Below are 12,439 nucleotides of genomic sequence, written 5' to 3'. Positions count from 1 at the left end.
CGAGGTTGACCCGGAAGGGGCAACGATCAGTTCACTAGACCTTCGGCTATTTGATCCACGGCGGATTGCAGAGAGTCGCGTCGATATTGCGTGCTGTCGGCGAAGGCGTCGAAACGGGCCGAGGCCCGCAGAATTTGAACGCCGTCCCGTGGGGTGATTTCGAAACTGATCGAAGAAATAATGCAGTTTCCCAGCAAGGTGCGGATTTCAGTACAGATTTTGCGTACCTTTTCGAACACCTCTGCGCGGTTGCCCAGAGTGTTGTGAAGATCGCGGCCACCAATCAGCCGCACCCGGGCCGAGATGAGTTCGCCGTTCTTGACGACTGACGGATCGCCGGTTTCGTAATCCGGGACATATTGCAGGTTTCCGATGATCCTGACGGTTCCATCCCGTGAAAGCGTGGCGTTGGATTTGGAAACATCACATTTTGTTCCCAGGTTGCCCAGTACTTCGAAACAGTATCCCGCCAGAGTTTGCGGCGCGCGTGCATGGGCATAAAGTTCCTGAAAATCCGGCTCTGGCAGGGTTTCTCCGGGCTTCAGCAAAGCCTCAAACGGCATTTCCAGCTTGTATGACACATAGCGGCCTGTGGTCAGGTCCGTGGGGTTGAATGCTGCGTTCAGCTTCTTGTTGTTGCGCAGCCAGGCAACAAGTGGTGGGCCTTCGGCAAGTTCACCCACGGTTTCAAACGCCGCGTCGTCGCCGGACTGCGCCTGTGAAACCGCGCGGCTGATTTGATAGCCCCAGTACATCGTCGGCAGATACCAAACCGCAAGTAGGGCGAGGATCGACAGAGTCAGGGCCGTACCTATCAGTTTCATTGCCGGGAAACCTCCTGCGGCGCGGGATCAAGCAGCGCAAGGTCACCACCGACCGCGGCGGTCAGCAGCATGATATGCGTGTCCTCAAACGTGTCATCTCCGATCAGCGTAAAGTCGTTTTCCGAGACATAGACATCACGTCCGGCCATGCTGCGATATTCGATTGGCTGGTCCGGCAGGTCGCCCACCAGGACATGGGCCGCACTGTGGGGGGCTGTTACATTGGTGTCCGCAGGCACACCCATGACCTGCCGGTACCATGCGTCAAACGCGCGGTAACCGGTGTTGAAGCTGTAAATTTGGTTCGTGTACAGATCATTTCCGTTATCCGCCTTGGTCTGCGCGGGCTAATGCACCTGTGGCCTTCGCCATGGTGCAACCATGCAAGGCCCCGGGTCATCATTCGCGCCAAATTCAAAGTTCGTTACAAAGTCGCTGATCCTGATTGCCTCGAGCGGCATGTCCTGTTCCGGCACCACAAGACCCGAGTTCTCGCCGATCATCGCGACATGCGACAGGGTGACACCCCTGGCCAGTTGCAGGTTCCAGATCACGTTCTGGCGGAAGCTTTGCAGCACCAGATAGACGGGTGCCGACGTGTCCGTGACAAACACGTCCACGGCAAACATCCGTCCCTGCGCCCGGGATCCGTTCTGATAGTGTTTTTCCGAAACCTGCACACCCTTGATTTGGTCGATCAGTGCATTTGCGATGGCCCGGTTCGAGAACACATGGGTCGTTGTCAGCAGCGTGCCGGTCTCCATGCGCACGTTATAGGCAACATCATTCGGCTGCGGTCTTTTGAAGGTGCAATTGGAGTTAACGGCAAAAGGGATCAGCACGTTGGGTGGGGCGTCCTTCACTGAAGATTCAAAGCCCGTCGCCACATCCAACACGGTCAATTGTCCCCGGCCCGCAGTTGCCAGACCCGGGCTGGGAATGCTCCAGCCTTGATCGGTGATCTGGCGAACGTCCTGCACAGGCTTGGGTTGTGGCTGTGGGGCCGGCTGGTTGTCTGGGGCCGCTGCTTGCGACAGTTTCCACTCGTCGAACATCATCAGGCCGTGGAACCCGGCAACCCCGGCCATGGCCGCCAATATGGCCCAGATCATCGCGTTGCGGAGATTATGACCTTTCGGCGCCGGTTCACTGGGCGGAGCTTCTGTTTGGACTTGCGGTGGCGGAGGGGTGCCGTGTTTCTGCTGAATGCGTTGTATTCGTTCTGAAAAATCTTGCTTTTGCTTTGAATCAGTCATGGTGTCGTATCTCGTGATTCGGCACCGACGTTAATTGAAAATTTCAACCGCTGCGAGAATGCAGTACCGGCGAAACCTGCCGTTCGAAATGACTGTTGCAAGAAGACAAATCAACTACACCTTGTTCGAAGCAGTTGAAGTCCGGTTGTTTTGGCTGGAATTGATGCTTGGCTGTTAACCCTGCCAGGGTTCACGCCCGACCATCCGGTCCGCTTCTGCCGTGATATCGTTCATGTGGTGCTCAAGGCTTTGCCTGAGCGTTTCGATCTGTTCTTCACTGGCTTTGCGGGGGACGGTTTCGGTCCATTCCCGACACAGGAAAACGCCCTGATTGCGCCAGGGGCGGGGCAGCAGCATGCGGTCCCACGTTCCGGCCTCGCGCCCGTAGCGGGTAGAAAAGGTAATGCCAAACACCCGTTTACCCGAGGTGCGGGCCCAAACCAGCGGCACGGTCGACAACACCCGTTCGGGCCCACGCGGACCGTCGGCGGCAATGCCAATCGAAATGCCTTGCTTGATCATCCCCAGCACCTCGCGCGACAAGGCGACGTGGCGTTTCCGGCTGGTCATGGCGATCGAGTCCAATCCGAACAGCTTTTGCACCCGGCCCACCATGCTGCCGGCGCGCGCGGCCGACGTGATGGTACAAACCCGTCCCTTGTCCAATGGAAAGAGGTAGGGCGATAGCGTCAGCCGCTGGTGCCACATCACAACAATCACCGGCTCACCCTGTTCCACCAGTTTGTCCATTTCCTCAAACCCGAGGCGCTGCCAGTTCGTGTTGCGATGAACCATCCGGATGTAGCTGGCGATCCGCCGCGCCGCCCAGTTGAGAACGGCTTCGCTGTCTGCGATTTTCTTGCGGAGGCTCACGTATTGTATCCTTTTGCTGACCAGACCTTGTCTTAAAGAACTGCGCGTTCTGTGCAACTTGTTTGTCCCCGGGGTGATCTGACGATGAATCGCAAAAAGCCTCTTGAGTCCGCCGCGCGGCTGGCATATCTGGGTCGCACCACAGGGGTATAGCTCAGTTGGTAGAGCGACGGTCTCCAAAACCGTAGGTCGCGGGTTCGAACCCTGCTGCCCCTGCCATTTCCTTCCATGTTGTCGACGAAGCCCAGGTTGGGGATACCCTTCCTTGTGCGGGTTCAGTTTCACGGGCAATCGCTGTTCCCTCCGGCGAATGAATGGCCTATTGTCCCGTGCAGACAGAACGCACCGGGATGGGGATACATGTCGCGTTTCGATGGTTACTTCCTGCGGCAGTTGCTGGTGCTGTTCGGATTTTTCACTCTGGTTCTGGTTGGCGTCTTCTGGATTACCCGATCAGTCAGCCTGTTTGACCGGGTAATCAGCGGTGGTCAGTCGGCCATAGTGTTTCTTGAATTCACGGCCCTGACGCTGCCGACGCTGATCCGCACGGTGATGCCAATGGCCGTATTTGCTGCCGCAGTCTACGCCACCAACCGGCTGAGTCGGGAAAGCGAGATGACGGTGATGCTGGCCACCGGGTCAAGCCCGTGGCGGCTGGCGCGCGGAGTATTGGTTTTTGGTGTCATTGCCGGGCTGATGATGGCGGTCATCAGCATCTTCCTGCGCCCAGCATCCGTCGATCAGCTTGAGCAGCGGCAGGCCGAAGTCGCCGGGGACGTTACCGCGCAATTGCTGAACGAGGGTGAATTTCTGCACCCGGCCGCTTCGGTGACGGTCTATATCGGCAGCATTGATCTGGACGGTACTTTGCACGAAGTGTTTGTTTCCGATCGTCGCGACAAACTGAACTCGGCCAGCTATTCCAGCAAGACGGCGTATCTGGTCAACAATGATGCGGGTCTGCATCTTGTGATGCTGGACGGGATTGCGCTGCGCCTGGACCGTGAAGGCCGGACGTTGTCTTCGACCCTGTTTCAGGACGCGTCTTACGACATATCCGGGTTGACCAGTTCGCGCGGCATGAACGACCGCAGCCTCGAAGCGGTTCCGACAATCGAGTTGCTCAATGACCGGGACGCAATCTCGGCAGCGGAAGGATTCAGTCAGGGTGAGATGATCGAGGAGCTGCACCAGCGGTTCTCCTGGATCGCGATCTGTATTGCTGTCGCGATGGCGGGGTATTCCACGCTGATGCTGGGCAGTTTCTCGCGGTTTGGCCTTTGGCCACAGATATTCGGGGCTTTCACCATCCTTATTCTGCTGGAGGGTGTTCGCGGATTTATCTCTCCCATTGTCATCGCCGATCCTGCCATGTGGCCGATGCTGTATCTGCCGGCCTTCGGGGGCATCCTGATTTCCTGCATGTTCCTGTTTGTTGCGGGCCGGCCGCTTGTCGTGATGCGGCGAACCGAAAGCCAGACAATGCCGCAGGCAGGCACCTGAGTTCAGCCGCGAAGATCGGCAAGGCAGCTCAGGATATCGTCGATGCCCGCGCCATCACGGCGGGTCACCAGATAGAGCGGCAGTAACAGGTCACGTGCCCCCTCAATCGGGATCAGTTCCTTCGATCGCAGGTGGTCTTCGATGACGTAGCGCGGGAAATACCCGGTTCCGCCCCGGCGCAACACATAGCGCAGCGCCATCATGCAATTGCCAAGAAAAATCGTCTGCCCCGGCGCCTGTCGGGCCACGGATTTCACGTGGTCCTGATAGACTTCACCCAATTCCAGATTGACAAATACCAGATCCTGGCCGGTGTCGGCCGTGCCCCGGGTTCGGACAAGTATCAGGCGCTCGGTGCCCAAGTCGTGAAACACCACGCGCGGATCGGCCGGTTTTTCATGGGTCAGGGCGGCATCCAGAACATGCGTCGCGACAGCGTCGACCATGTTCAGATCGTGGTCATAGTTCAGCGTCAGCAACAGTTTTCCGGACTGCCGTTCGAACCGCACGGCCAGATCAACCAGCAACGGATCCCAGATGCTCAGCTGTGCGCCAAGCCGCAAGGCGATGCGGTTCTGGGATTGAGACGGCAGGTCGTGTGAAGCAAAGGACCAAAGCGACAGCATCTGTTCAGCGTAAGGGCGGAATTGCCGCCCGAAATCAGTCAGTGTGGTGCCACCCGCGCCCCGATTGAACAGTTGCTTTCCCGTTTCATCTTCAATCGCGCGGATACGCGCACTGACGGCAGTCTGGGTCACGTTCAGCTTGCGGGCCGCGGCGTGAAAGCCTCCGACCTCGGCAACGCACAGAAATGTTTCGAGCGCTTTGATCTGCATGCCGAAAGTATTTTTTGATCGAACCGATAAAATCAATTCATTTTTTTGGCCACAGGGATTGCACTATCATGATGCGCAACTTCAGCCAAAGGACGCGCCATGCTGGACAAAAGCCACAAACCCACCTGGACCAGTTTCGAAAACGCCACCAAGGAAGATTTTCTGGCGGTGATGGAATACGAAGACGCCTATAACGCGGCTCTGCCGGATCGCATTCTGGATGCAATCCGTTCGCTCGATGAAGAGTGGACGCCCTATCCTGTAAACCGTTATCAACACAGCCTGCAGGCCGCGACCCGTGCCTATAACGACGGGGCCGACGAAGAGATCGTCATCGCTGCATTGGTGCATGATACAGGCGATATCCTGTCCCCCTACAACCATGGTGAGCTGTCAGCGGCGATGATGAAGCCCTATGTCAGCGAAAAAACCTACTGGATTCTCAAGCATCACTGCGTGTTTCAGGGGTATTATTACAATCACTTCCTGGGTGGCGACCGCAACGCCCGCGACAAGTATCGTGACAGCCCGTACTGGGAAGACTGCCGGTATTTCTGCCACGAATACGACCAGTGCGCCTTCGACCCCGATTACCCGACCAAACCGCTGGAGTTCTTTGAACCCATGTTGCGCCGGGTTCTGAACAAGGGAGAAGGCCACATGGAATTGAACGAGACGGCGGACGACGGCAAAATTGATTAAGAAAAATGACAGGCGGGCCTGAGCCGCCCGCCTGAACCGATCAGCAGCTTGCCATCAGACGATAGACGATCTGCGCGGCGGTAAAATCCCATGCGGCATCGCCATCGGGGGCCAGTTCGACCACATCGAGTCCGACGCATTTTCGCCCCTTCAACGCGTGTTCCACCAGATGCAGCGCCTGGTAATAGGCCAGCCCACCGGGAACGGGGGTGCCGGTTGCCGGCATGATCGCCGGGTCCAGTCCATCAACATCAAAGCTGACATAAACCAGTTCCGGGAAGTCTTCGGGCAGGTCGATGGCGTGGATGTTGTCGGTCACCAGTTCTTCGGCATCGACGTGAAAAACGTTGTTTTGTACACGGCTCTCGGCCTCTTCTTTGCAGAAGGCACGAACGCCGAACTGGGCCAGTCGGATGCCTTCCTCGGCCAGAAGATGCATGACCGAGGCGTGGGAGTGTTTTTCGCCCTGATAGGCGTTGCGCAGGTCGGCATGCGCGTCCACCTGAACAATACCGATTGGTTGACCCAACGCACGGGCAACACCCATGACTGCACCGTAGCTGAGCGAATGCTCGCCACCCAGCGTCACCGGCACCTTACCCGCGCGCACTGCGGCTTCGGTGCGTTGGGCCAGGCGTTCCATGATTTCCGGCAGCGAGGCATCGCAATCCAATGGCGGCTCGGTGAAGATGCCCTGCAGGCAGGGTTCAGCGCTGCCGACGATCCGCTCCAGCTCATTTGAGGCCTCGATAATTGCTTCGGGCCCTTTGGCCGTGCCCGAGCCATAGGACACCGTGCGCTCCAGCGGCACCGGGATCACGTGGAACCGCGCATCTTCAGTGCGCTCGGAGGCGGTCAGTTCACTGTCGAGGAAAATGCTCATGAGAGTCTGTCCTTAAAGTCTTCATAGCCGAACTTTTTGATGATTTTCAGTTCGTCCGTTTCGCTGTTCCACAGCGCGATGGTCGGCAGCGGCACGCCGTTGAATGTGTTTGTCTTGACCATTGAGTAATGGGCTTGGTCCAGGAAGGCGAAGCGCTGCCCGATCTCCAGCGGCTTGTCCCATGTGTAGTCGCCGATCACGTCGCCCGCCAGACAGGACGGGCCGCCCAGACGGTATGTGTGGCCAGCCTCGGCTTCATCCATCAAAGCCGGACGATAGGGGGCTTCGATCACGTCGGGCATATGGCAGGTGGCCGAGATATCGGTGATCGCAAGGTTCATGCCATTGGTCGGCAGGTCGAGGATTTCGCCAATCAAAACGCCTGCGTCCAGTGCGACGGCTTCGCCGGGTTCAAGATAGACATCGATGCCATATGTTTCGCGGATGCCCTTCATGAAAGCGACCAGCCCGTCGCGGTCATAGTCGTCGCGGGTGATATGGTGCCCGCCGCCGAAGTTCAGCCATTTGAGTTGCCCCATGAACGGCATGAGTTTCGGTTCGACGGCGTCCCACGTGCGCTGCAGCGGCTCGAATCCCTGCTCGCAGAGCGTGTGCATGTGCAGGCCATCAACCCCGGTCAGGGTTTCCGAGGTGAGCTGGCTGACGGGCGTTCCCAGCCGAGAACAGGGGGCGCAGGGATCGTATTTCGGAATTTCACCCTCGGAGTGTTCCGGGTTGATGCGCAAGCCGACCTGAACGCCCGCAGCCTGTGCCTTGGCGAGAAACCGATCCTTTTGCGCCGGAGAGTTGAAGATGATGTGGTCGGACAGTGACAGGATCTCGTCGATATCCGCGTCCTTGTACCCGGCGCAGAATGTGGCGACCTCACCGCCATATTCCTCGCGGCCCAGCCGAGCCTCGTAGATGCCACTGGCGCAAGTGCCACCGAGATGTTCGCGTACCAGCGGGGCAAGCGAGAACATCGAGAAGGCTTTCAGAGCACTCAGCACATGTGCGCCCGAGCGGGTGCCGATATCGGCGAGGATGCTCAGGTTCCGTTCGACGGCTTTTTCGTCGACCACAAAGCACGGCGTGGGAACGCGGCTGAGATCGAAGTTGCGGAAGGCTCCGGCATCCCCGGCTTGTGTGGTCATCATGTCGGACATAACCGGCGTCTCCTTGGGGTGGAGAGGCCGGGGGCCCTGCCCCCGGACCCCCGGAGTATTTGGGAAAAGATGAAGACCAGATCAGAATTCGACGGGACCGTCGAGTTCGTGAACCTGCCACGGCAGGCCATGGTCGTTCAGCATGTCCATGAAATCATCCGGGTCGAGTTGCTCCATGTTCCAGACGCCCGGCTCAGTCCAGTTCCCTTTCAGCACCTGTGCCGCGCCGATCATGGCGGGGACGCCGGTGGTGTAGCTGACGGCCTGGCTGCCAACCTCGCGGTAGCATTCTTCGTGGTCGCAGATGTTGTAGATGTAATAGGTCTTCTCGCCCGAGCCATCCTTGGCCTGACCCGTGGCGATGTCGCCGATGCAGGCTTTGCCCTTGGTTTCCGCGCCCAGATCGCCAGGATCGGGCAGCAGGGTTTTCAGGAACTGGATCGGGATGATTTCCTTGCCGTCGTGCATCACCGGGTCGATACGGGTCATGCCGACGTTTTCCAGCACTTTGGCGTGGGTGATATAGGCGTCACCGAAGGTCATCCAGAAGCGGGCGCGCTCAATCTCGGGGAAGTGGGTCGACAGCGACTCCAGTTCCTCGTGATACATCAGGTACATGTTTTTGGGGCCGATGGCGGGGAAGTCAAACTCGACCTTATGGGTCATGGCGGGGGAGTGCTTCCACTCGCCACCTTCCCAGTGGCGCACTTCGGCCAATACTTCGCGAAGGTTAATCTCCGGGTTGAAGTTGGTGGCGAATTCCTGATCGTTCGAGCCGCCATTGGCGTCCAGAACGTCGATCTGACGAATGGTGTCCAGCTTGTGTTTCTTGAGCCATTTGGCGAACACACTGGTCACACCCGGATCGAAACCCGAGCCGAGGATGGCGGTCAGGCCAGCCTCTTTGAACCGCTCCTGATAAGCCCACTGCCAGTGATATTCGAACTTGGCCTCATCCTCGGGCTCGTAGTTCGCGGTGTCGAGGTAATGGATACCGGCCTCAAGACATGCATCCATAAGAACCAGATCCTGATAGGGCAGGGCGAGGTTCACGAGGATTTCCGCGCCGGTCTCCTTGATCAGCTTGACCGTGTCTTCGACCTTGTAGGCGTCCAGTTCTGCGGTGGCGATATCAACGCCCACACGCTCTTTCACCGATTTGGCGATGGCGTCGCATTTCGATTTCGTGCGGCTGGCCAGAGTGATCTCGGTGAAGATGTCCGAATTCATCGCCATCTTGTGCACGGCGGCGTGGGAGACGCCGCCTGCGCCGACAACCAGTGTTTTGCCCATGGGGTTTTCTCCTCTCACAGGGGGTTATTCGTAATAGGTGTAGCCGTTGATCGAGTCGCGGTAGGCGCTCATCAGGGTTTTGCGGTCCTTGGCTTTCAGAGTACCGGTCGAGATCGCCTCGTCCACCATTTTGCGGAAGGCAGCGACACAATCGCCGGGGTCAAACTCGACATAGGACAGAACTTCGGAGATGGTGTCGCCTTCCTGCTCGTGCAGCAGGTCGAAGCCTCCGTCGGCGCGCAGGTCGATGGTGACGACGTTGGTATCACCAAACAGGTTATGCAGGTCGCCCAGCGTTTCCTGATAGGCGCCGACAAAGAAGACGCCCATGAAGTATTCGCCGTATTCGGGCAGCGAATGCACCGGCAGGCTGGGAGAGACACCATCGGCCAGGATGAAGCGGTCGATCTTGCCGTCGCTGTCGCAGGTGATGTCGGACAGGACCGCGCGGCGGTCGGGTGTTTCGTTCAGACCCTGCAGCGGGACGATCGGGTGCAACTGGTCGATGGCCCAGACATCGGGCAGGGATTGAAACAGCGAGAAGTTGCAGTGGTAGATATCGGCCACTTTTTCAAGCTGGTCGTCCACATCGGTTTCCAGATCGTCGCTGGCCGCAAGCGCCTTGAGGCGGGTCATCAGCGACAGGTAAATGCGCTCGGCCCGGGCCATCTGGCGCAGGTCGACATAGCCGCGCCGGAACAGGGCACGCAGTTCATTGCGATAGAAGGTGGCGTCGTTCCAGCATTCCTGCAACCGGTCGCTGCTGAGGTAACTGGACACAGCGGCCAGGTCCGAAACCATATGGTGATCATCGGGTTCCACCTCGGGCCCGTTGGGCGCATCGTAGAGTGTGCTTTCCAGCACGTTGAACAGCAGCATCGACGAGGTTGCCACCACAGCGCGACCGCTTTCGGTGACCAGAGTCGGGTGGGCCACTTCGGCCTCATCCATCGCGTAGGCCACGGTTTCGACGACATTGGCGCAGTATTCCTCGACCGTGTAGTTGATCGAGTTCTCGGCGGCTTTCTTTTCGCCGGTATAGTCCACACCCATGCCGCCGCCGAGGTCCAGATGGGTCAGCGGCACGCCTTCGCGCGTCAGCTCGGTGTAATAGCGGCAGGCCTCGCCCACGGCGCGGCGCACGTCGTTGACGTCCTGCACCTGAGATCCGAGATGCGAGTGCTGCAGCTTCAGGCAATGCAGCAGACCGGCCGCTTTCAGTTTGTCGACAGTAGCGACCAGCTGATCGGTGTTCATGCCAAAGGCGGACCGGTCGCCCGAGCTTTCTTCCCATTTGCCGATGATCTGGTTGGTCAATTTGACCCGGACACCGATCAGGGGCTCGATGCCCAGATCGTTATAGACCTCGATCACCGTGTCGGCCTCTTTCGGGCTTTCCAGCACGATGACCGTGTTAAAGCCGATCTTGCGGCTGAGGATTGCCAGTTGGATGAACTCGGCATCCTTGACGCCGTTGCACACGATCAGTGCTTCGCTGGCCAGACGATGGGCAAGCGCGATCACCAGTTCGGGTTTCGATCCGGCTTCCAGGCCGTAATTGTACTTCTTCCCGAACTCGACGATCCGGTCCACGACCTGCGCCTGCTGGTTCACCTTGATCGGGAAGACACCGCGATAGTGCCCCTTGTAGCCGGTACGGGCAATCGCATCGCGGAAGCTTTCATTGATATGAGCGATCTCGTTTTCCAGATAGGAACTGATACGCAAAAGCATCGGGGCCCTGATGCCGCGTTCCTCAAGGTCGCTCAGGATGCCGGGCAGGCTGATTGCCGCAGCCTCTGGCGCCATGGGATTGCGCAGACCGATCTCGCCCTGCTTCGTCACCTCGATGAGGCCTTTGCCCCATTTCTCAACCCCGTAGATGGAATGCGGTGCGTTGGGCGTATGTTTCAATCAAGTCAGTCCTTGTACGTCTGGAGTGCCGGTTTTGCGCCCGCCAATACGGCAGCAGTTTGATTCGTCCAAGTGTAATCTATGCGATGGAAAATGCCGAGGTTCAGCCAAACGCCCGGACAGGGATCAGGTGGTTGTCCCATTGGCAGTCCAGTTGGGCCAAATTGTTGGCGCTGATGCCGCTCAGGCTGCCGATCACTCCGGTGCCGGTGGTAAAGACATACCCCTTGGGCCCTGCGCTTAACCCGCATACATCGTCAAGCTGGTGGATGCTGGCCAGTCGCCCGTCTGCGACATTGAACTGATGCAACGCGTTGCCGCGCGGGCAGGTGATCGCGACGGTTTCGCCATTGGCAGAAAACGCGATACTTCCTGCGTAGCCTTGAAGCGTGGCTTGATCGGTGTCGGGTGCCGCCAAAAGCCTGGGCGCCTGACCACGGTGATGCAGGCCCAATAACGGCGGGTGAGCGGTCGCGTCGCCCTGCCATTGCATGGCAAAGGCAACAAGTCCATCCCGGCGCACCGCCAGATGACGGGTCGAGCTCTTGTGCATCGCGCGCGGCAGTTCCACCGTCTCCAGAATGTCGCCGGACAGGTCAAGATAGGTCAGGTTGGGTTGCATCACCGGCAGGTTCAGCTTGGTGCGGCCCGTGTCGGGATGGGTCTCGATCCCGCCATTGGCGACGACCAAAGAAACGCCATCCGGCATCAGGCGCAAGTCGTGCGGGCCGATACCGCCCGAGGAAATCTCTCCGATCCGAGTGTAATCTTGGCCGTTCCAGATGCCGATGATGCCCGCGCCAGCGTCATAGTCGTTTTCGGTCGTGTACAGCCTTGTTCCATCTCGCGAATAGGTACCGTGGCCATAGAAATGGCGCCCTTTTGGGGCCTGCAACCCGGCGATTTGCACCCCAGTGGCGCAATCAATCACCGCGGCAAAGGTACCGGGACGGCGGGCAAAGGCCACCGCCTGCGGCAAGTGTGGATGCGCGGCGGCGGCGTGGCCCCGGGCGGGCAATGGCAGGGAAAACAGGATGGTTCCGTTCACATCCAACCCGGCCAGGCGGTACGTAGCATCCGGGAATAACGCCGCAGCCAGATAGTCCGGGCCGCCCACCGACGCCCACCCTTTCATGGGGGCAAGACCGGCGGCGGTCAGACCGGCCAGAAAGCGGCGGCGGGTGGTCAT

General features: G+C 58.8%; 12 protein-coding genes and 1 tRNA gene. 3 read left to right on the top strand and 10 right to left on the bottom strand.

All coding sequences use genetic code 11. The annotated features are described in order from the left end of the window. Window positions 1-26: 26 nt before the first annotated feature. The 4 genes from ACR0FE_RS16035 to ACR0FE_RS16020 all read right to left on the bottom strand — a co-directional run bounded on the left by ACR0FE_RS16035 (window position 27) and on the right by ACR0FE_RS16020 (window position 2,953). A complete protein-coding gene (locus ACR0FE_RS16035) occupies window positions 27-824 on the bottom strand; it encodes a hypothetical protein (RefSeq protein WP_321249054.1) in 798 nt (265 codons plus the stop codon). Further along, window positions 821-1,069, bottom strand: a complete 249-nt coding sequence (locus ACR0FE_RS16030) for a hypothetical protein (protein ID WP_480913849.1) — start codon at window positions 1,067-1,069, stop codon at window positions 821-823. Before ACR0FE_RS16030 ends, ACR0FE_RS16035 begins: the two co-directional genes overlap by 4 nt. Window positions 1,070-1,171: 102 nt before the next feature. After that, entirely contained in the window at window positions 1,172-1,936 is a 765-nt protein-coding gene (locus ACR0FE_RS16025; RefSeq protein ID WP_480913848.1) for a hypothetical protein, read from the bottom strand. Window positions 1,937-2,254: 318 nt separating this feature from the next. Then, the gene (locus ACR0FE_RS16020) at window positions 2,255-2,953 is read right to left on the bottom strand and encodes a DUF374 domain-containing protein (protein WP_170615939.1); all 699 of its coding nucleotides are present in this window, start codon (window positions 2,951-2,953) and stop codon (window positions 2,255-2,257) included. A 143-nt stretch (window positions 2,954-3,096) separates the two neighbouring features. Here ACR0FE_RS16020 and ACR0FE_RS16015 point away from each other — a divergent pair. Both ACR0FE_RS16015 and lptF read left to right on the top strand, forming a co-directional pair. Continuing rightward, window positions 3,097-3,172: transfer RNA gene (locus ACR0FE_RS16015), tRNA-Trp, on the top strand. A 141-nt stretch (window positions 3,173-3,313) separates the two neighbouring features. After that, complete coding sequence (lptF, locus tag ACR0FE_RS16010) at window positions 3,314-4,456, top strand: LPS export ABC transporter permease LptF (protein WP_480913847.1); 1,143 nt, start codon at window positions 3,314-3,316, stop codon at window positions 4,454-4,456. A gap of 2 nt (window positions 4,457-4,458) precedes the next feature. On the opposite strand, the gene ACR0FE_RS16005 is transcribed toward lptF, so the two are convergent. Next, window positions 4,459-5,292 (bottom strand): LysR family transcriptional regulator, encoded by an 834-nt coding sequence (locus tag ACR0FE_RS16005; RefSeq protein ID WP_480913846.1) that lies wholly within the window; start codon window positions 5,290-5,292, stop codon window positions 4,459-4,461. A 99-nt stretch (window positions 5,293-5,391) separates the two neighbouring features. Between ACR0FE_RS16005 and ACR0FE_RS16000 the strand changes: the two genes are divergently transcribed. Further along, window positions 5,392-5,994 carry an HD domain-containing protein gene (locus tag ACR0FE_RS16000; protein ID WP_170615944.1) on the top strand — a complete coding sequence of 201 codons (603 nt, stop codon included), beginning with the start codon at window positions 5,392-5,394 and terminating at the stop codon, window positions 5,992-5,994. 40 nt (window positions 5,995-6,034) lie between these two features. On the opposite strand, the gene speB is transcribed toward ACR0FE_RS16000, so the two are convergent. The 5 genes from speB to ACR0FE_RS15975 form a co-directional block, all read right to left on the bottom strand. Beyond that, entirely contained in the window at window positions 6,035-6,877 is an 843-nt protein-coding gene (speB, locus tag ACR0FE_RS15995) for an agmatinase (protein ID WP_170615946.1), read from the bottom strand. Next, window positions 6,874-8,043, bottom strand: coding sequence for a carboxynorspermidine decarboxylase (nspC, locus tag ACR0FE_RS15990; RefSeq protein WP_480913845.1), 1,170 nt, complete (start codon window positions 8,041-8,043; stop codon window positions 6,874-6,876). Before nspC ends, speB begins: the two co-directional genes overlap by 4 nt. 81 nt (window positions 8,044-8,124) lie before the next feature. Then, complete coding sequence (locus ACR0FE_RS15985) at window positions 8,125-9,336, bottom strand: saccharopine dehydrogenase family protein (protein ID WP_480913843.1); 1,212 nt, start codon at window positions 9,334-9,336, stop codon at window positions 8,125-8,127. 24 nt (window positions 9,337-9,360) lie between these two features. After that, window positions 9,361-11,250, bottom strand: coding sequence for a biosynthetic arginine decarboxylase (speA, locus tag ACR0FE_RS15980; RefSeq protein ID WP_480913841.1), 1,890 nt, complete (start codon window positions 11,248-11,250; stop codon window positions 9,361-9,363). Window positions 11,251-11,353: 103 nt separating this feature from the next. Beyond that, window positions 11,354-12,439, bottom strand: coding sequence for a DUF1513 domain-containing protein (locus ACR0FE_RS15975; RefSeq protein WP_170619730.1), 1,086 nt, complete (start codon window positions 12,437-12,439; stop codon window positions 11,354-11,356).

It is taken from the genome of Ruegeria sp. K7 (assembly GCF_056531785.1).
This window is presented reverse-complemented; position numbering and strand designations above follow the sequence as displayed.

Bases quoted from the DNA above. Each gene is read 5' to 3' on its own strand.
- ACR0FE_RS16035 (WP_321249054.1), bottom strand. From the start codon at position 824: ATGAAACTGATAGGTACGGCCCTGACTCTGTCGATCCTCGCCCTACTT.
- ACR0FE_RS16030 (WP_480913849.1), bottom strand. From the start codon at position 1,069: ATGGGTGTGCCTGCGGACACCAATGTAACAGCCCCCCACAGTGCGGCC.
- ACR0FE_RS16025 (WP_480913848.1), bottom strand. From the start codon at position 1,936: ATGATCTGGGCCATATTGGCGGCCATGGCCGGGGTTGCCGGGTTCCAC.
- lptF (WP_480913847.1), top strand. From the start codon at position 3,314: ATGTCGCGTTTCGATGGTTACTTCCTGCGGCAGTTGCTGGTGCTGTTC.
- ACR0FE_RS16005 (WP_480913846.1), bottom strand. From the start codon at position 5,292: ATGCAGATCAAAGCGCTCGAAACATTTCTGTGCGTTGCCGAGGTCGGA.
- ACR0FE_RS16000 (WP_170615944.1), top strand. From the start codon at position 5,392: ATGCTGGACAAAAGCCACAAACCCACCTGGACCAGTTTCGAAAACGCC.
- speB (WP_170615946.1), bottom strand. From the start codon at position 6,877: ATGAGCATTTTCCTCGACAGTGAACTGACCGCCTCCGAGCGCACTGAA.
- nspC (WP_480913845.1), bottom strand. From the start codon at position 8,043: ATGTCCGACATGATGACCACACAAGCCGGGGATGCCGGAGCCTTCCGC.
- ACR0FE_RS15985 (WP_480913843.1), bottom strand. From the start codon at position 9,336: ATGGGCAAAACACTGGTTGTCGGCGCAGGCGGCGTCTCCCACGCCGCC.
- ACR0FE_RS15975 (WP_170619730.1), bottom strand. From the start codon at position 12,439: ATGACCACCCGCCGCCGCTTTCTGGCCGGTCTGACCGCCGCCGGTCTT.